The sequence below is a fragment of the Pedobacter lusitanus genome, from assembly GCF_040026395.1.
GTDB classification, from domain to species: domain Bacteria; phylum Bacteroidota; class Bacteroidia; order Sphingobacteriales; family Sphingobacteriaceae; genus Pedobacter; species Pedobacter lusitanus.
The window spans coordinates 399,277-418,776 of record NZ_CP157278.1 but is presented as its reverse complement, the minus strand read 5'-3'; the positions used below and the strand labels follow the sequence as shown (position 1 = coordinate 418,776).

At 40.3% G+C, this 19,500-nt stretch carries 16 protein-coding genes and 1 other RNA gene; 13 read left to right on the top strand and 4 right to left on the bottom strand.

Features of this window, described 5'->3' with window-relative positions; all coding sequences use genetic code 11:
* Nucleotide 1: 1 nt before the first annotated feature.
* Nucleotides 2-4,513 (bottom strand): glutamate synthase large subunit, encoded by a 4,512-nt coding sequence (gene gltB, locus PL_RS01880; protein WP_041880374.1) that lies wholly within the window; start codon nt 4,511-4,513, stop codon nt 2-4.
* 438 nt (nt 4,514-4,951) lie between these two features.
* On the opposite strand from gltB, the gene ffs reads away from it, so the two are divergent.
* An RNA gene (gene ffs / locus PL_RS01875) (signal recognition particle sRNA small type) lies at nt 4,952-5,051 on the top strand.
* Between the two features lie 100 nt (nt 5,052-5,151).
* Nucleotides 5,152-5,817 carry a fructose-6-phosphate aldolase gene (fsa, locus tag PL_RS01870; RefSeq protein ID WP_041880376.1) on the top strand — a complete coding sequence of 222 codons (666 nt, stop codon included), beginning with the start codon at nt 5,152-5,154 and terminating at the stop codon, nt 5,815-5,817.
* A gap of 52 nt (nt 5,818-5,869) precedes the next feature.
* Here the strand turns inward: fsa and PL_RS01865 are convergent, their stop codons facing one another.
* Nucleotides 5,870-6,748 (bottom strand): helix-turn-helix domain-containing protein, encoded by an 879-nt coding sequence (locus tag PL_RS01865; protein WP_052496166.1) that lies wholly within the window; start codon nt 6,746-6,748, stop codon nt 5,870-5,872.
* An 87-nt stretch (nt 6,749-6,835) separates the two neighbouring features.
* Here PL_RS01865 and PL_RS01860 point away from each other — a divergent pair, with 87 nt between their 5' ends.
* The gene (locus PL_RS01860; protein WP_200890710.1) at nt 6,836-7,924 is read left to right on the top strand and encodes an alkene reductase; all 1,089 of its coding nucleotides are present in this window, start codon (nt 6,836-6,838) and stop codon (nt 7,922-7,924) included.
* Between the two features lie 56 nt (nt 7,925-7,980).
* On the opposite strand, the gene PL_RS01855 is transcribed toward PL_RS01860, so the two are convergent.
* Nucleotides 7,981-8,484, bottom strand: coding sequence for a D-glycero-alpha-D-manno-heptose-1,7-bisphosphate 7-phosphatase (locus tag PL_RS01855; RefSeq protein WP_041880378.1), 504 nt, complete (start codon nt 8,482-8,484; stop codon nt 7,981-7,983).
* Between the two features lie 70 nt (nt 8,485-8,554).
* Nucleotides 8,555-8,788, bottom strand: coding sequence for a hypothetical protein (locus PL_RS01850; RefSeq protein ID WP_041880380.1), 234 nt, complete (start codon nt 8,786-8,788; stop codon nt 8,555-8,557).
* Between the two features lie 416 nt (nt 8,789-9,204).
* Between PL_RS01850 and PL_RS01845 the strand changes: the two genes are divergently transcribed.
* The 10 genes from PL_RS01845 (at nt 9,205) to tyrS (ending at nt 19,355) form a co-directional block, all read left to right on the top strand.
* Entirely contained in the window at nt 9,205-10,530 is a 1,326-nt protein-coding gene (locus PL_RS01845) for an MATE family efflux transporter (RefSeq protein ID WP_041880381.1), read from the top strand.
* A 97-nt stretch (nt 10,531-10,627) separates the two neighbouring features.
* Nucleotides 10,628-11,008: a hypothetical protein gene (locus PL_RS01840; RefSeq protein WP_041880382.1), complete on the top strand. Its 381-nt coding sequence runs from the start codon at nt 10,628-10,630 to the stop codon at nt 11,006-11,008.
* Nucleotides 11,009-11,146: 138 nt separating this feature from the next.
* Nucleotides 11,147-11,500, top strand: coding sequence for a hypothetical protein (locus tag PL_RS01835; RefSeq protein ID WP_152620278.1), 354 nt, complete (start codon nt 11,147-11,149; stop codon nt 11,498-11,500).
* A gap of 93 nt (nt 11,501-11,593) precedes the next feature.
* The gene (locus tag PL_RS01830; protein WP_041880386.1) at nt 11,594-12,088 is read left to right on the top strand and encodes a DUF1772 domain-containing protein; all 495 of its coding nucleotides are present in this window, start codon (nt 11,594-11,596) and stop codon (nt 12,086-12,088) included.
* Nucleotides 12,089-12,101: 13 nt separating this feature from the next.
* Nucleotides 12,102-12,764, top strand: a complete 663-nt coding sequence (locus tag PL_RS01825) for an alpha/beta hydrolase (RefSeq protein WP_348620863.1) — start codon at nt 12,102-12,104, stop codon at nt 12,762-12,764.
* Nucleotides 12,765-12,845: 81 nt separating this feature from the next.
* Nucleotides 12,846-13,448, top strand: coding sequence for a hypothetical protein (locus tag PL_RS01820; protein ID WP_041880388.1), 603 nt, complete (start codon nt 12,846-12,848; stop codon nt 13,446-13,448).
* Nucleotides 13,449-13,528: 80 nt separating this feature from the next.
* Nucleotides 13,529-14,203, top strand: coding sequence for a response regulator transcription factor (locus tag PL_RS01815; protein ID WP_041880390.1), 675 nt, complete (start codon nt 13,529-13,531; stop codon nt 14,201-14,203).
* Nucleotides 14,200-15,480: a sensor histidine kinase gene (locus PL_RS01810; protein WP_041880436.1), complete on the top strand. Its 1,281-nt coding sequence runs from the start codon at nt 14,200-14,202 to the stop codon at nt 15,478-15,480. The genes PL_RS01815 and PL_RS01810 overlap by 4 nt, the downstream gene beginning before the upstream one ends.
* Before the next feature lie 60 nt (nt 15,481-15,540).
* Entirely contained in the window at nt 15,541-17,961 is a 2,421-nt protein-coding gene (locus PL_RS01805) for a TonB-dependent receptor domain-containing protein (RefSeq protein WP_235324481.1), read from the top strand.
* 191 nt (nt 17,962-18,152) lie between these two features.
* On the top strand, nt 18,153-19,355 hold the full coding sequence (gene tyrS, locus PL_RS01800) for a tyrosine--tRNA ligase (protein WP_041880392.1): 1,203 nt from the start codon (nt 18,153-18,155) through the stop codon (nt 19,353-19,355).
* The last annotated feature ends 145 nt before the right edge of the window (nt 19,356-19,500 follow it).

Here is a 19,500-nt window from a genome sequence, read left to right as displayed (position 1 = left end):
ATTATGATGTCTTAACTTTATTACTTCTTTTTAATAAAACCGCTTTGTATTCTTTAGGGAATACCTTAATAAAATGAGCCGATTGTGTTGCCCAGTCACTTAATATAAACTCTGCCAGTTTACTACCAGTCAGCTGGATATGTTTTTTAAGCAAGCTGTTAATCCGCATTTCATCTTCCTCATTCAAAGGATCCAGATCTACCATTTCCTTGTTACACTTATTAGGAAAATCACCATTAACATCATATATCCAGGCTACTCCACCACTCATACCAGCAGCAAAATTACTACCTGTATTTCCCAGCACAAGCACTTCACCACCTGTCATGTATTCACAACCATGATCCCCCAGACCTTCAATTACAGCAGTAGCTCCGGAATTTCTGACTGCAAAACGCTCGCCTGCCAGGCCTCTGGCAAATAATTCGCCCGAAGTAGCCCCATATAAAGCTACATTACCAATAATGATGTTCTGTTCCGGTACATAAGTTACCTCACGGAAAGGATACACTGATAAACGCGCTCCGGAAAGCCCTTTTCCAACATAATCATTTCCTTCACCTTCCAGTTCCAGTGAAATACCTCTGGTTGCAAATGCACCAAAGCTCTGTCCTGCTGAACCATTGAATTTGAAGTTGATCGTATCAGGAGGCAAACCTGTTCCTTTATAGATTTTAGATACTTCGTTAGATAACATTGTACCAATTGCACGGTCAGTATTTTTAACCTTAAACTCTTTGAAAACCGGTTCTTTGTTCAATAAAGCAGGCTGAGAAGCCTCAATCAGCTGATGATCCAGTACGTTACTGATACCATGATCCTGTTTCTCCGTATTATACAAGCTAAGACCATTATCAGGTGCTTTGTACAAAATGGCAGAAAGATCAAGGTTTTTCAGTTTCCAGTCTGCATCATCTATTGTACGCAGGCTCAATGCATCTGCCTGTCCAACCATTTCTTCAACAGTTCTGAAACCTAACTCGGCCATGGTTTCACGCAGTTCTTCTGCCAGAAAGCGGAAAAGATTCACTACATGATCTGCATCACCGGTAAACAGTTTTCTTAATTCCGGATCTTGCGTGGCCACACCAACCGGACAAGTATTCAGATGGCACTTTCTCATCATAATACAACCCGAAGTAACTAATGCAGCCGTAGCCACACCCCATTCTTCAGCACCCAGTAAAGTTGCGATAGCAATATCTCTTCCTGTTTTCAGCTGGCCATCAGTTTGTACAACGACCCTGCTGCGTAAACGATTTTTAACCAGTGTCTGATGTGCTTCTGCCAGACCTAATTCCCATGGCAAACCTGCATGCTGAATAGAGGTTAGCGGCGAAGCACCGGTTCCACCATCAAAACCAGATACCAGGATCACGTCAGCATGTGCTTTGGCCACACCAGCAGCGATGGTACCAACACCAGCTTTGGAAACCAGTTTTACATTAATCCTTGCCGCCCTGTTTGCATTCTTCAGATCAAAGATCAGCTGTGCCAGATCTTCAATAGAATAAATATCATGATGCGGAGGCGGAGAAATCAGACCAACACCTGGCGTAGCATGTCTTACTTTTGCAATCCAGTCGTCTACTTTATGCCCCGGCAACTGACCACCTTCTCCAGGTTTAGCACCCTGAGCCATTTTGATCTGTAATTCATCTGCATTAGTCAGATAGTTACTCGTTACCCCAAAGCGCGCAGAAGCAATCTGTTTGATTGACGAGCGCATAGAATCTCCATTAGGCAGCAATTCATAGCGCAGCTCATCTTCACCACCTTCACCGGTATTACTTTTTCCACCAATACGGTTCATCGCGATGGCTAAAGTAGAGTGTGCTTCATGTGAAATAGACCCGAAAGACATCGCTCCGGTAGCAAAACGTTTTAATATAGCTTCAACAGGTTCAACTTCAGTCAATGGAACAGGCTCACGGTTATAATTAAATTCAAACAAACCACGAATCGTATAAGCCTGTTTGGTTTGTTCATTAACCAGTTTACTATATTGTTTGTAAACGCCATAGTCATTTTTGCGTGTCGCGTTCTGTAATAGATGGATCGTTTGCGGGTTAAATAAATGCTGTTCCCCTTTTCTTCTCCATTTATAATTCCCACCAGTAGGCAGCAGCATATCAGGACGTGTTGATTTACCAAACACACGGCTATGCTTAATTAACGCCTCTCTGGCAATTTCGTCCAAACCCAGTCCGCCGATTCTTGAGACAGCACCACTGAAATAACTGTCTACCACACTTTTATGGATACCCAGTATTTCAAATATCTGTGCACCATGATAAGATTGCAGTGTGGAAATACCCATTTTAGAGAATATTTTCAACAAACCACTATTTACTGCATATATATAATTTTGAATCAGCTTTTCTGCTTTAAGACCGCTTTCTGCTTCAAAACCAGAAATAGTTTCCAATGCCAGATAAGGATTTACAGCCGTAGCTCCAAAACCAATTAAACAGGCAAAATGATGAACTTCCCACACATCACCTGCTTCCACTACAATTCCTACAGCTCCACGGTGACCTTTACGGATTAAATGGTGATGCACAGCCGAAACAGCCATTAATGATGGAATAGCAGCATGTTCAGAGTCCAGTGCACGGTCAGACAACACAATAACCTGGAAACCATCTTCAACCGCATCAACCGCATAACGGCACAGACGCTCCAAACCTTTGGCCAGTGAGCCGGGTTTGCCATCTGCCCTGAAATAAGTTTGCAGTGTTTTAGACTGAAATACTCCTGTATCTATACTTCTTACTTTTTCCAGTTCAAGATTGGTTAAGATCGGATGTTTAATGCCCACACAATGACACTGCATCGCATGTTCCTCCAGCAGATTACCATTGTTACCCATAAAACCAGCCAGACTCATAACCACTTTCTCTCTGATCGGATCAATTGGCGGATTGGTTACCTGCGCAAACAACTGTTTGAAATACGAAGAAAGATGCTGAGGTTTCTGAGATAAAACAGCCAGAGGAATATCAGTTCCCATAGAGCCTATAGGCTCTTTAGCTTCAATAGCCATCGGTTTTAAGATCAGATCAATATCTTCTCTGCTATACCCGAATACCTGCTGATATTTAAACATAGACTCCTGAGAAAGTCCGGTAAATACAACTCTTGGATCAGATAATTCTTCCAGACGGATCTGGTACTGATTTAACCAGTCAGCATAAGGACGCTGACTGCAAACGGTAGTTTTGATTTCATCATCGCTGATAATTCTACCCTGCTCCATATCCACCACAAACATTTTTCCTGGTGTCAGTCTTCCTTTTTCAATCACCTGACTCTGATCCAGAGCCAGTGCACCTGATTCAGAAGCCATAATTACATGGTCATCTTTAGTGATCGCATATCTTGATGGTCTTAAACCATTTCTATCCAGCGTTGCACCAATCAGGTTACCATCTGTAAAAGCAATAGCAGCAGGTCCGTCCCATGGCTCCATTAAAGTAGCATGGAACTTATAGAAAGCCTGTTTAAGCTCACTCATGTCTTCATTACCATCCCAGGCCTCGGGAATCAGCATCATCAGTACATGTGGCAGAGAACGGCCGGCATGCAGCAACAATTCAATAATATTATCCAGACAACCAGAATCAGATTGTGTCTCATCAATTACTGGCAGCAGGATATTTAATTCTTCGGCAGTGAAATAGCTCGAGGCAAAAGATTTTACACTTGCCCGGAACCAGTTTAAATTGCCTTGTAAGGTGTTAATTTCGCCATTATGGGCGATATAACGGAAAGGCTGCGCTAATCTCCATGAAGGAAATGTATTGGTGGCAAACCTCGAGTGGATTAACCCGAAAGCAGAGACAACTCTTTTATCACTTAGCTCTGTGAAATAAGTACGAACCTGCATGGAGGTCAGCTGACCCTTGTAAACTATAGTACGAGAAGAAAAAGAAGCGATATAAAAATCAGTCTTAATTCCTTTAACTGTATTCAGAATAGTTTTAGTCAGGTAATTTTTGAATACATATAGTTTACGTTCAAAGTCAGCACCGGCAGCGATCTGGTCAGGTCTCGCTACAAATACTTGCTCCATTTCAGGCTCTACAGATAGCGCCATGTCTCCAATACCTTCTGTATTGGTATTAACTCTTCTAAATCCCAGGATTTCCAGGTTTAGTTTTTCAGCAGCACGATAAATTACTTCGCGGCATTCTTCCCTTGCCCGAACGTCTTTAGGCAGAAATAACATCCCTACGCCATAGTCACCAGGCTGATTCAGGCTGAATCCGATTTTCAGACACTCATCATATAAGAATTCATGTGGAACCTGTATCATAATCCCGGCACCATCACCAGTGTTAATCTCGGCGCCGCAAGCCCCCCGATGGTCAAGATTCTCCAGAATAGTAATGGCATCAGATATTATTTGCTGTGACTTTCGTCCTTTTACGTGGGCAACAAAACCAATACCGCAAGCATCGTGCTCAAAGCTTGAATCGTACAAGCCCTGATTTTCTTCAATTTGTTCCATATCTTAATGTATTCGAGACACTAAGATAATAAATTAGCTGAATAATTGCCATTTTGCTATTTTTTTTGCGAAAAATAAATAGCAGCATAATTAGGTAGACATTAAATTATCAAATCGACAAAAAACAACATTAATTATTGCAAATATAATAATCATGTTATTTAGAATAATTTTTCATTAGCGACTAAAATACCTGCCTAAATAAGAAGATTACCACAAAATCCTTCGGTTTTATTCCGTTTTCCCGCTTAAAAAAGAGCTAAAAATTGGCTTCTCAGCCCAATTTTGAGGGTTATTTAACTAAAAACAGAACTAAAATGAATTTTTATTCAATTACAATCCGCTAAATCTCAATCTATTATCAAATTTTCAATAAAAAACATCAAATATTTCTTGATTTCGTTTTTGCAGACTAAACTCTTTTGCTACATTTGCAGTGGGCAAGTCCTTTACGATCAGCTCCCTTTGAACTCCCCCAGGGCGGGAACGAAGCAAGGGTAGAAGGTTGTAGCGGTGCGATAAAGGTTGCTTGCCCATTTTTATTTTTTCCAGATTGACTATGCTTTCATTGCACAATCTTCCGTCCAGAGCATACGCTGAATCTATCCATAGTTTATCATTCCTTAAATCATATAATCATGAAATTTTTCATTGACACGGCTAATCTTGAGCAAATCAAAGAAGCACAGGATCTTGGTGTATTAGATGGTGTAACGACCAATCCCAGCCTTATGGCTAAAGAAGGTATTTCAGGCGATCAGAAGGTTATCGATCATTACAAAGCAATTTGTGCTATCGTTGACGGAGATGTAAGTGCTGAAGTTATCTCTACAGATTTTGAGAATATTATCAAAGAAGGTGAAGCATTAGCTAAACTTGATCCGAAGATCGTAGTTAAAGTTCCAATGATAAAAGACGGTGTTAAAGCCATCAAATATTTCTCTTCAAAAGGCATCAGAACCAACTGTACACTGATCTTCTCTTCCGGACAGGCTTTATTAGCTGCTAAAGCAGGTGCTACTTATGTATCTCCTTTCCTTGGCCGCTTAGATGATATAGGCACTGACGGTTTGCAGTTAATCGAAGACATTCGTTTAATATTTGACAATTACGGTTATGCAACAGAAATTCTGGCAGCATCTATCCGCGGACCATTACACATCATCAACTGCGCTAAATTAGGTGCTGATGTGATGACTGGCCCATTATCTGCTATTTTAGGTTTATTAAAACACCCATTAACAGATAACGGACTGGCTACATTCCTTGCTGATCATAAAAAAGCTGCTGAAGCTCAGGCTTAAGTTTCGCTTATCATAAATATAAAGAAGGGCGTTTCTGTAGAAACGCCCTTCTTTATTTAAAGATCTTGCAATTAAGTCCTGTTTTGGTATGTTTTCTATACTCAAACGGGCTCATCCCATGATACTTTTTAAATTGTCTGCTCAAATGACTTTCATCTGCAAAGCCTAATTCATCAGCAATCTGACTGATTGTGAATCCGCTAAAAGTAAGACGTTGCTGTATCAGACGTATTTTATAATTTGTAATATAATTGCGCAGACTTTCGCCCGTAAACTTCCTGAAATACTCACTGACATAATTTGCAGAAAGATTAAAATGAGCGGCAAGAAATCCGACCCTTAGTTTTTCAGGCGCACTGATATGCTGTGCAATATGAAGCAGAATCCTGTTAATCAGCGGTTCTGATTCTGTTGCTGTAATAGCAGTACTGTCCGATACATTACGCGCTATAATATTCAGGATAAGTGTCACCAGGTGCTGCAGATTTTCTTCATGATAAGGTTGTTTATGCGTATACTCTTCTACCATATTGTTTATCAGCGAGCTAATCAAATGACAATCTCCCGGTCGTTTAATCAATACTTCCTGAAAACGGTTATGATGAGAAAAAATATGTTCCAGTTGCCTGAGCCAGCGTGAGATCCTTTCCCGGTCCTGGGCATGTTTAAACTGCCCGAGAAAGACCTCTGAGAAACGGATAGAACAGAAACGCGTAGTCGTTCTGATATCAAATCCCCTGCAATCCAATGGTGTAAAAAGAAATATACTCCCTTTTTTATAACTAAAATCATTACTATTTGTAGTACGCACCCCACTTCCTTCTAAAATCTGCACAATCTCAAAGAAATGATAAACCAGCGGACGCTCATTCCAGCATTCCATATCTGAAACATATAACTCAAAGGGCTGATATAACTGTTTTTGATTCATGACCTTTAAAATTACAAAAGAAACCCCGCTTTATCCCTGTTATGCCCCTGTTATGCTAAGTAATTTTGACAGCAGGAAAACAATTTTATGATGACTTTAAATGAAAAATTACTGGCACCGCTGGTTACACCATCCATTACCTTTCGCAACCGCGTTGTCATGGCTCCAATGAGCAGAAGACGATCAGTAAATGGGGTTCCAGGTCCATCTGCACCCCTTTATTACAGTCAGAGAGCCGGCGCGGGTTTAATCATTGCCGAAAACAGCGCTGTAGCATCCAATGGTATCGGTTATCTGAATGCACCGGGTATTTACAACAGCAAGCAAAAAGAGGCCTGGAAAAAAGTAGCTGACGAAGTTCACAAAAAGGGCGGAAAGATTTTTATTCAGCTGGTACATTCCGGCCGTATCGGGCACCCGCTCAATCACGAAGGAGAAGCAATGCTCGTTGCCCCCTCAGCTATCAGGGCAAATGAAACTATCAGAACCCTTTCAGATCCGCATGCACCAATACCAGAACCACTGGCTCTAAGTACAACAGAAGTACAAGCTCTGGTAGAATCTCATGTACAGGCAGCGGTCAGCGCTATAGCTATTGGTTTTGATGGTGTAGAAATACACGGAGCTCATGGTTTTTTGCCTGAGCAGTTTCTTCACCCACATACTAATCACAGAACAGACCGGTATGGAGGTAGTATTGCAGGGCGCAGCCGTTTCCTGCTGGAAATCATGGAAGGCGTGGTTGCAGCCATTGGTAAGGAGCGTACAGGCATCAGGCTCTCCCCTTTTGCTACACTCAATGATCTGCCTGCTTATGCGGAAGAAACTGCTACACACCAGTACATAACCGATGCATTACAGCAACTGGACATACTTTATATCCATCTTTCCGATCAGTCAGCAGGCGGAAATCCACCTATACCAATAGCATATATTCAGGACATCCGTAAACGCTTCCGTAATCTGCTGATATTAGCCGGTGGATTTACAGCAGAATCTGCAGAAACCATGTTACAGACCGGCCTGGCCGATCTTATCGCCTTTGGCAGACCTTTTATTGCCAACCCTGATTTAGTAGAAAGATTCCGGCATAACACAGCTTTAACTGAAGGAAATGAGCACACTTATTATACAGGTGGTGATTGCGGTTATATTGATTATCCGGCTATTTATTAAGATTTTGCATAAAAATCAGTGTGCAGCAAGATCTGTACACTGATTTTACAGCTTATTTATGCAGATGTTCCTTCCAGAACAGCTTTGATCTTATGATAGTCTATTTGCTCATCAGGAGTGATTAAGATACCCTTAACTCCTGCACCATTAGCAGCCTCTACATCTCTGGGTTTATCCCCTATCATTACCGACAATGACGGGTCGATATTATATTCAGCAATAGCTTCCAGCAACATGCCTGATTTAGGCTTACGGCATTCACATTCACCATTTACACTTGGGTGATGCGGGCAGTAATAGGCATGGATAATTTCTGCACCTTGTTCTTCAAATTTATTGAACAGGATCTCATGCATATCGGCCAGTGTATCTTCAGTATAACGCTGTAAACCAATTCCTCCCTGATTGGTGATCACCACCAGCAGATATCCTTCGTCAAATAGTTTTTTTAACGGGGGAATCTGATATTCCAGCACTTCGAAATCTTCTACTCTGCAGATGTAATCATTGATCTCATGATTAAGGACCCCATCACGGTCTAAAAAAATTGCTTTATTCATTATTTTTGATTTGCTGTCAAAGATCAAAATATAAACGAAAAACCAATGAACATTTTAGCCTATTTTCAAATTATAATGTATTTACTACAGGAATTTCACCATATTTTTTGAGGTAACGAAAACCGGTTCCTGCAGAATCACAAAGATCATCCACTTTAGTTTCCGGATTTTCAGTGATCAGTTTTTCACAAAATGCAATGTACTTGTTAATCACTGTACGTGACTCTCTGTCTTTTACCGTATTGTTGGCTATTAATCCGCTACTAAATACCAGATCGTATTTTTCTCTGTTAAATATATCCATAATCAAATTTAATCAACTAAATTTAGGAAAACAAATTAAATTTGCCTTACTTTTGTTCATCTTATAGTTAACAAATATAAACAACCACCTATTTAAACCATTGCATACCACAGAAATAAACAATATATCCCGACATGATGTCTTGTAAGAAGAACAAATCATTGAATTAAACTGCAATTTATTTTGGCAGGTGATTAAACCTTCTTATTTCGTTACAGTCATAGATGTAGAATTGAGTGCCAGACACTCTTCACCATTAAATCACAATGCAACAACACACCCAATAGTAAAGGCCCGGCAGAATATCGCCGGGCTTTTCGTTTTCCTGTCTGTTCAGGACTGATTTTCACCGGTTCAGTCAGATACCAGAGCCCAGGGCCGGATAATTACAGACCTTTGCCGGGAAATAAATCCCAATGGAAACCCAGAAAACAATAAAACTGGCCATACCACTTATTATCGGTGAACTTTCACAAATAGTATTACACATTATAGATATGGCCATGGTTGGGGAGCTTAGTTATAAGCATCTCGCAGCCGCATCTTTAGTGATGAACGTAATTAATATTCCTTTTATCATAGGGATAGGAATAGCTATGGCTATTGCACAGACTGTATCTAATGCGAATGGAAGTCATGATGGTCAGAAAATATCCCATTATCTGTTCAATGGTTTTATACTATGTCTTTTAACAAGTATCGTGATCTGTACAGGATTAGAATTAAGCAGTGGTATCCTGCTGCATTTAGGTCAGGATAAAGAAGTCGTCGCTTTAGCCGTTCCATTTATGCGTGTCATGTGTTATTCCACTATTCCAATGCTGCTTTTTATAGGTCTTCAGCAATTTACTGATGGACTGGAAAAAACACGTACTGCCATGATTATCTCTTTGATGGCCCTGCCGGTAAATATCTTTTTCAACTGGCTGCTCATTTTAGGAAATCTGGGTTTCCCCAGACTGGAATTAATGGGTGCAGCATGGGGTACCTTTATAACCCGCATCATTGTTTTTACCGCGATGGCTTTAGTCATCTGTTTTACTCCTTTTTACAGACGCTATATTGCAGTCAGAAAAAGACAATGGGTAATTAAATGGGCAACCATTAAAGAACTCCTGACTTTGGGTATCCCCTGCGGATTACAGATAGGAATGGAATTCGGGGCATTTGCCGTTTCTGCTATTGTAATAGGAACAATGGGTGCAATGCAACTGGCTGCTCATCAGATAGCCATAAGCTGTGTTTCCTTTACGTTTATATTTTTTACCGGTCTGGCAGAAGCAGGATCAATCCGGATCAGTAATGCTTATGGCGGCCTGAACTGGAAAAAGGGTTATGCTATTGGTAAAGGAACTTTACTGACAGCTCTGACATTTGGTGCCTTCTGTGCTGCTGTGCTATTCCTGATCAGACCGTTCATCCCATTATTGTTCACTGAAAACAACCAGGTACTGGTTCTGGCAGGCACCTTGATTTTATATGCCGCATTATTTCAGATCCCGGATGCCATACAAACGATTACAGCAGGTTTATTAAGAGGAATTAAAGATGTGATTATCCCTACCGGTCTGATTGCTGTAGCCTATTGGATAATCGGCCTTCCGGTTGGCTATTACCTCGCTATACCCATGAATATGGGCCCTACAGGGATCTGGGTTGGTTTTCTGATCGGTTTAAGTATATCATCCATCCTTTTATTATCCAGATTAAAGAAAAAGCTGATCACTGAAGAAAGCCCGTAATGCTAAGCTTTAAACCTTGAATGTCAGACATTAATCAGTAGATGAAAGATTATTTTGAGTCAACAAACCCTAACTGAATCATGGATATATTAGAGGTATGAAACAGCTAAGTATTAAACATATCACAAATTTACATAGCGATTCCTTAAGGGGCCTGGACTTTTATGCTCAGGAGCTTGTAATTTTACAGGAGCGTCTTGAAGAGATCCTTGCAGACAATACCAATAAAGAGGTAGCCGGGCAGGTTGAACATTTTCAGAATGAATTTATTATTCACAAAAATGCAATTGATGAACTGAAGAGCAGTATTCATGAGAATAACAGTAATATCAAAGATCAGATTAGTGAATTTGATGGTTCAATAGAGAAAATTACGATATCTGACAATCACAACTTACATGAAGACTATCTTACTGAAGAAAGACTTTTCAATGAGCTGAGACATGAATTTTATCGCTTTGCATCAAAATGGATGTAAATTTTCAGGTGTAAATCATAGACTTAAGCCTATGATTTACACCTTTTTCTTTTACCGGAACCAGGTATAGGTAAAAGTCATAACCTTGGATTTCGCTTACGGATTATCGTTTTATCTATTAATTTTGTCCCAAACGATATGATGCGCGAAAATACATTAAACCAGCAGCCCGGGATATATAAATCAAAATTTTTATTTTTCAGCCTTTTGCTGATTTTCACAGGTGCGTGCGATTTTTCAACGCCGGCAACAGCAGATACTGAAACCATAGCACGATGCGAAAAATCTATTGACAGTTTGGAAAATGCAATATCCGGCTGGAAGATTGAAAACCGTCAGGCCTTAACCGGAATATTAAACTCCTATGATCAGTTAGCTCATAAAATCGATACACTGGACAGAAAATCAGCAATTTTTAAGGGTAAGGAATTAAAGAACTTCAGAAGAGCCAGACAAAGGTTTCTAAGGATTCGTCTTCCATACCATATTTAAATAAACATCATCAATTCAATTTTGTCGGTTTTGATCAATTTTCCAGGTCAGGTTTGTCTTAGCTTTACCTATATCAAAATAAAACCCTGAATTATGTCGCTTAACAATTTAACCCAAATTACAGCCATCCTGCTTACAGGATTGATAGCAGGATTACTTTATGGTTATGACTGCTCAGTAATCAGAGGCCTCGGAGCCCTGCAAAACAAAAATTTCCTCACTGCTTTTCAGTCCATCAATAAAGAAATACTTAACCCTTATTTCTTTATCAGTTTCATGGGAACCTTGTTGTTACTTCCACTGGCCACCTGGCTAAACTATCATTCAGGAGGTTTATCAAATACTTTTTATTTCCTGCTTGCAGCGACTCTGATTTATGCAATAGCGGTTTTCGGAGTGACTATCTTTGGCAATGTTCCGCTAAACAATACTTTAAGTCAGTTTGATATCGAAAAAGCATCACCAGCCGAACTTATGTCTATGAGACACCATTTTGAAGCCAGCTGGAATGCACTGCATCATATCCGAACCTATGCTGCTATACTGGCTTTTCTTGCGGCTATCCTTTCCTTATTGAAAAATTCTTAAATTGCCCCTTACAATGCCAGGCAGAAAAATATACTTTATCAGTGGTTTGGGTGCTGACAGACGAGCTTTCAAAAGATTCATATTTCCTGCGGAATTTGAATTGGTGCATCTGGACTGGATACCTGCACTCCCTGATGAATCACTGGAAAATTATGCTGCCAGACTAGCTTCAGCTATTGATACCTCTGCCCCGTTTTATTTAATAGGCTTGTCTTTTGGCGGTATGCTGGCTACCGAAATTGCAAAGAAATTAACCCCTGTTCATACCTTTCTTATTTCCAGCACTACAACATTTAAAGGATTACCCTGGTATTACCGGATGGCAGGCAGCCTGAGATTACAAAAATTACTGCCGGTTAAGTACATAAAAAAGTTCAATACTGTGGGCCTGAAATTACTCGGCGCTAAAGGACCCAAAGAAACCAGCTTACTCCGGCAACTGGTTACCGATAGTGATCCATATTTTATCAAATGGGCATTAACCTGTATCCTGGAATGGAGAAATACGGAAAGGCCGGTAAACCTGACTCATATTCATGGCACAACTGACTATATCCTGCCGCTTCAATATACCACAAAGCCAGACCTCATCATTAATGGAGGCGGACACTTTATGGTATACGTAAATGCGCAGGAAATTTTGAGGCTGATGCTCAATACCGGCCATTTTTATTAGATTTAAATCCTGAAACTATAACACAGAGATCCTTATCTTCATCGCAAATCCGGTTAAAGACCATAATTAAGATTCATACAAATGAACGGCCAATTCAAACATGATAACTTTTCTTCAGCACAATTACAGCGTTTTACAGACGATTTAATCCAGGCTGGGCTTCCGTTAAATGCCGAATGGAAAAAAGGGACAAAAACACTGGAAGAAAGTACAGCAGATGCAGATACCCTAACCCTGGAAATTAATGGTAAGTGGTTTTTCAGACAGGTTAAAAACAAAGGATATGTGCGTTTGAAATACCTGGATGAACAGGAGAAAAATAATTTGCTGAACCTGATTCATCAGCATGGTTTTTATTCTGAACCCGACTGGGCACTGGGTATCGGCCTGGTAATCCTGTATGTTTTCATTGAGCTGGCTTTTGCCCTCACACATGATCAGTCATGGGTTAAAATCATCTTACTGCCCTGCTGCATCTTTGTAATTCTTTTTCTCTGGATTGCCTATCTCCATTCAGTTGAAAAGGCAGGTGAATCCCTATATAAAGTAAGTATTGTATTTGGAGTTATCGGTTATTTCTTTACCGCCATCGCCTCCTTACTGGCACTTCCATTATTTATAAATATTGGCATCAACTATCTGAAAACACAGGTTCTGATGAATCAGCAGGAAGAGAACGCATAAGCTCAGTTTCCAATTTCTCTGATTAGCCAAAAATTTATTTTCTCCAAAAAGAATACAGAATTGTAGTCTATCTTCGTTTGATGAAGCTGCTGATCATAGAAGATGAAACCGAACTGGCCGAAAGTATATTAACCTATCTTTCAGGAGAAAACTATGTCTGTGAAATTGCCCGGAACTTTGACCAGGCCATCAACAAAATCAATCTGTATCATTATGATTGTATTCTGCTGGACCTGATGTTGCCAGGGGGCGATGGCATGCAGATCCTGGAAGAATTAAAAAGCCAGCAAAAACAGGACGGAGTGATCATCATCTCGGCCAGAAACTCACTGGACGATAAGATTAAAGGTCTGCAGATTGGTGCAGACGACTATCTGGCCAAACCGTTTCACCTGCCCGAATTATCAGCCAGGGTATTTTCAGTTATTCGCAGAAAACAATTTACCAATGCTAATATTATTGAGCAGAATAAACTAAAGATCAATATTTTAGCCAAAACAGTTCAGGTCAATGACACCTTGATTAACCTGACCAAAAAAGAATATGCCCTGCTCCTTTACTTCATCGGAAATCAGAACCGCGTTATTTCTAAAAATGCGCTGGCAGAACATCTTTCCGGAGATATCGCCGATATGCTTGACAGTCATGACTTTGTCTATTCCCATATCAAAAACCTCAAAAAGAAACTCAATGATGCAGGTGCAGGTCATTACTTAAAATCAGTTTATGGAACAGGATATAAATGGGAAATATGAACAGATTACTTAATCAGAGTCTGAAACCTCTGGCCATCTATGCACTGATTGTCTTATTGCTGAGTATCCCTGCCTATTACTTTATTGTAGACCGGATCTGGGTAAACGAGCTTGATAAACACCAATATGTACTGCGGGATAAAATTGAGTCGAGATTAGCCAGGCTCAATCTGCCTGACAGTACAGTAGAGCAAACCATCAATATCTGGAATAAGATAGAGCCGGGTTTTATCCTGACATCCCACCCTACTGATTCGCTGATCAAAGACAGTGTTTATACGACCATACGTTTTGATGATTTCCTGCAGGATCGCGAACAGTTTCGCAGTTTATCCACCAGTGTAAGAATCAACAATAAACACTACCGGCTGCTTATAGAGACCAATATGGAAGAAGCTGATGAAACCGTGATGGCTATTTCATTTGCTGCTATCTTCTTTTTCCTGCTGCTGCTTGGCGGGTTCATCTTTCTGATCAAAAAAATATCTTCAAGAATCTGGCATCCTTTTTATCTCACACTGGACGTATTAAAATCATTCCGGTTAAATGCTGATCAGGAAATATCTTTTAAGCCCAGCAATATTCAGGAATTCAATGAACTAAATGATAGTCTGAGCAAATTGCTGATCAGGAATGTGAATGTCTATAAACAGCAGAAAGAATTTACTGAAAATGTATCCCACGAATTACAAACGCCACTGGCTATTGTACAGTCAAAACTGGATCTGTTATTTCAGCATCCGGCGCTGACTGAAGAACAGTTCGGAATTGTAGAAAGTGCTAATACTGCCCTGACCAGAGTTAACCGTATTAACAAAAATCTCTTATTGCTGGCCAGAATTGAGAATCATCAGTTTGCAGATTATGAGCAAATAAACCTTGCTGTGCTACTGAAAGATATGCTTGGAATATTAACCGAGCACCTCGGTTCCAGACAATTAACGCTGCATGAAAATATAACGGGTACGCTCATGATTGAAGCCAATCCGGTACTGGTTGAGGTTTTGATCAATAATCTATTGATTAATGCCATCAGACATAATAGCACCGGAGGAGAAATTACTGCAGCACTTAATCAGAAACAACTGACCATAATCAATAGCGGCTCCCATGCGCTTGAGCAGGAGAAACTATTCAGACGCTTTAGTACAACTTCTGTGTTAACGCCAGGCAGTGGCCTCGGACTCGCTATTATTAAACAGATCTGCGAACTATATCAGTGGCAGATAACTTATAATTTCAGTAACAATCAGCATATTTTTACCGTCACGTTCTAAAATCCAATATTTATCCTAATTCATATTGAAACTTTGTTCATAATAATCAACAAAGTTAAAATGATGAAGCACACCAGATACCTATTTGCCCTATTCCTGTTTTTACCCTTTTGGGGATCGGCACAACAAGACAGCAAAGTAACCCTCTCTGGGGTAATCAGGGATTCAAAAACCAAAACCACTATCCCTTTTGGAAATATACTCCTGAAAACAAGCAAAGACAGCGTCTTTGTAGCAGGAACAGTCAGTGATGCAGAAGGCCGGTTCAAACTCGCCGAAGTAAATGCAGGAACCTATCTGCTTAGTGTTTCCTATATAGGTTTTAAGACCAGCTACCTGCCTGTGCTGGCCGGCAGCCTGAGCCCTTTTCTGGATCTTGGCCACATAGAACTCGAGGAAGCTCCCAACACGCTGAATGAAATTAAAATTTCAGGTCAGCAGACTGCCGGGATCAGCAATCAAATGGACAAGAAGACCTTTACTGTAGCAGATAATATCAGTCAGGGTGGCGGATCTGTCCTGCAGGTCATGAAGAACCTGCCCGGGGTATCAACCACACAGGATGGTAAACTGGAACTCAGAGGCAGTGATAAAGTATCCGTCCTGATTGATGGAAAACAAACGGCCATCACCGGATTTGGAGCTCAGACCGGCTTAGATAATATTCCTGCATCGGCTATCGAAAGAATTGAAATCATTAATAATCCATCTGCAAAATTTGATGCCAATGGTCATGCCGGGATTATCAATATTATCTATAAAAAAAACAAACAGGAAGGTTTTAACGGAAAAATTGGTCTCAGTACCGGATTGGGTGCATTGTGGCAAAAGAAAGAAAACCTGCCCGGTATTCGTCCTCAGTACCAAAATACACCAAAGATCAATCCTTCGTTATCGCTGAACTACCGCAAAAATAAAGTCAATGCCTTCTTTCAGGGTGACTGGTTATATACGCAGACACTTAACAGAAACGAATTTGCCGAAAGAATTTATGATACTGGAGAAACGATCAGGCAGCAGGTAAAACGTAACCGCATAACCACTTTTGCCACAGCCAAAACCGGCCTGGACTGGAACATCGACGATCAGAATACCTTAACTGTTACCGGGCTTTTTAATAGGGAAAAGATCACTGATCGTGGAGATATTCCCTATTTTAATCAGGATTTATCTGTACGCAGCCGGTTATGGCGGTTTTTAGAAGATGAAGTAAAATATACAGCTGCAGCATCTGCCATTTATCAGCATAATTTTAAACAACCCGGACATGTGCTGAATGCGAGTTTTAATTATACCTTTCACCGGGAAGATGAAAAATACTTTTTCACCAATATAATGCCCGCCTATACCGGTGAAGATTCCTTTAAATTACTCTCAGACGAACAGGTGGCAGATTTAAATATCGACTATGTACGTCCATTGAAACATGGCAGAATTGAGGGCGGATTAAAATTCCGCAGAAGAACAATTCCTGTCAATATGCAGTTCTTTCCGGGGTTAAACTCTCCTATAGATGTCAACGCAGGCGGCTGGGCAGATTATAGTGAAACGATTCCGGCCTTATACGGGAATTACGTCTATGAAAGCAATAAATTTGAACTCGAAGCCGGATTAAGAGTTGAATATGTGAAAGTGGATTATAAAGTAAACCCGGATCATAATACCTATAAAAGTGAAGGTTATGATTATGCAAGACCCTTTCCTAATTTAAGACTGGCCTATAAACTGGATGATAAAAACAAAATCTCTTTATTTTATAACAGACGGGTTGACCGTCCAAATGAGGTAGACATCAGGATATTTCCAAAATATGATGAACCTGAAGTCATCAAAGTCGGGAACCCTGCTTTACGCCCGCAGTTCACCAGCAGTTTAGAACTGGGATACAAAAACAACTGGAATAAAGGTTACCTGTATTCAGCATTCTATCACCGGATTACTGATGGAACTATAACCAGAATAGCCACACAGGCACCTGGCAGCACATTGATTTATAATGTATTTCAGAATGCCGGAAGAAGTTATAATTCAGGAATTGAATTAATTGTGAAACAGGATCTTGCCAAATGGGTATCGGTTAATGCCAATGCCAATATCTATCAGAATACCATTAATGCTTTCCAGGTGGAGAACAAGTATCCCGTCCCGGTGATTTATACTGCTGAGCAGCAAAAGCTGATTTCAGGAAATCTGAAAATCAATGGCTTATTTCATCTTCCCCGCAAGATCGAGGCACAGCTGACAGGTCTTTATCTGGCTCCTGATCTTATCCCGCAAGGCAGGATCTCAGCCAGATATTCCGTAGACCTGGGAATTAAAAAAACGATACAGAAAGGCTCAGGAGAGCTGTTTTTCAACGCAACAGATTTGTTTAATACCCTGAATATACAAAGGGATATAACCGGAAATGGCTTCCGGATGCGGAGCACAGATTATTATGAAACTCAGGTTTTCAGAGTTGGATACAGTTATAAATTTTAATTACCTTTACGCTATATCATCCATGATGAATTCACTGATCAGCATATTATCCTATTCTTTCTACAGCTATTATTACTACATAATGGTTCGGGATCGATATGCGCTTGTTTCTTAAAATAAAAACACCTCAAATATTGAAAAAGCCCGAATGTATTACATTCGGGCTTTTTTGTTTTAACCCCAGTCATCAAATGAAAACGATTAAAGAAAATGTTGAAATTATCCTGCCCGAAAATGGTCTGGAACAAAAATTTAAACTTGCCGGACAGGAGAACCGCAAACTGATCATTAAGCTCGGTTTTGACCCTACAGCTCCTGATCTGCATCTTGGACATGCCGTAGTACTGAAAAAACTAAAGACTTTTCAGGACCTGGGCCACCGTATTGTCATTGTCATTGGAAACTTTACAGCAAGAATCGGAGATCCTACAGGAAAGAACAAATCAAGACCTCCGCTAAGCAGGGAGGCTATCATGTTGAATGCGCAGACCTATGTGAACCAGCTTTCCAAAATCCTGGATATCAACAGATGTGAAATAACCTACAACGCTGAATGGCTTGAAAAACTAAATTTATCTGATACGATTCTGCTGCTGTCAAAAATCACCGTTGCTCAGATTATGCACAGAACAGACTTTAGCAAACGCTTTCAGCAGAATTTACCAATAGCGATGCATGAACTGATCTACCCTGTTCTGCAGGGGCTTGATTCTGTAAAAATTCAGGCAGATATTGAAATGGGCGGAACCGATCAGTTATTTAATTGTACGATGGGCAGACAACTACAGGAAGCTGAAGGATTCCCTCCTCAGGTGGTGATGTGTATGCCTTTGCTCAAAGGTCTTGATGGAAAAGAAAAGATGAGTAAATCATTAAATAACATTATCGGGCTGACTGATGAGCCTAATGAGATATTTGGTAAAATGATGTCTGTTCCTGATGAGGTTATACCGGAATACCTGGAGCTGGTGACAGATTTTGATCAGACCACCAGACAGCACTGGATGGAGAAACTGAATAACGGAGAAAATCCTATGATCCTGAAAAAGATCATTGCCGGCAATGTCATCAGACAATACCATACAGAACAGGATGCCATAAATGCAGCACAATACTTTGCGCAACAATTCCAGAGCAGATCATTTCAGGAGAAAAATTTCACGGTGGTCAGTATAGCTGAGCTGATCAGAGACCATGATCAGCTCAATTTACTGGATTTATGTGCCTTTCTCCGTAAGGATGAAAGCCGTTCTGCTTTGAAAAGATTAATTGATAGTGGTGGTGTAGCTGTTAACGATCATAAAATGACCGATTCTTATGGTTTGCTGAAAATATCCGGCCCTGTCAGAATCCGTATGGGAAAAAGAGGATACTTCGAGGTTACCCCCTTCTGAGTAATTCGAAGAGATGTTTAAGTTAAGTCAGTGATCTATGTTGGTATAGGGTTGGTATACCCCAGGGGTATACCAACCCTATACCAACATAGATCACTGACACTACTCTGATTTATCTTCTTATGGCCTGTCTGTTATAGAAATG